Raw genomic sequence first — 398 nt, 5'->3', positions numbered from 1 at the left:
GCTTCGCCCGTACAGTTGTCAGTAGTCAGTTGTCAGTAGTCAGTGGTCAGTTGTCAGTGGTCAGTGGTCAGTAGGGGCGAAGCATTTGGAAGATAAATTATTGGTCATTGCCAAAAATAGTTCTCCAAATGCTTCGCCCGTACAGTTGTCAGTAGTCAGTTGTCAGTTGTCAGTTGTCAGTAGTCAGTTGTCAGTTGTCAGTTGTCAGTTGTCAGTTGTCAGTAGGGGCGAAGCATTTGGAAGATAAATTATCGGTCATTGCCAAAAATAGTTCTCCAAATGCTTCGCCCGTACAGTTGTCAGTAGTCAGTTGTCAGTTGTCAGTTGTCAGTAGTCAGTTGTCAGTTGTCAGTTGTCAGTTGTCAGTTGTCAGTAGGGGCGAAGCATTTGGAAGATAA

At 44.5% G+C, this 398-nt stretch carries 2 protein-coding genes; both read left to right on the top strand.

The window, feature by feature from the left end; translation table 11 throughout:
* Positions 1 to 85 precede the first annotated feature (85 nt).
* Positions 86 to 247: a hypothetical protein gene (locus tag FJR06_RS10360; RefSeq protein ID WP_168651381.1), complete on the top strand. Its 162-nt coding sequence runs from the start codon at positions 86 to 88 to the stop codon at positions 245 to 247.
* Complete coding sequence (locus tag FJR06_RS10355; RefSeq protein ID WP_168651380.1) at positions 216 to 398, top strand: hypothetical protein; 183 nt, start codon at positions 216 to 218, stop codon at positions 396 to 398. Before FJR06_RS10360 ends, FJR06_RS10355 begins: the two co-directional genes overlap by 32 nt.

This window comes from Dolichospermum sp. UHCC 0352 (assembly GCF_009711925.1).
Lineage (GTDB): Bacteria > Cyanobacteriota > Cyanobacteriia > Cyanobacteriales > Nostocaceae > Dolichospermum > Dolichospermum lemmermannii.
Note: the sequence above shows the minus strand (reverse complement) of the source record. Positions and strands in the feature narration are given on the sequence as shown.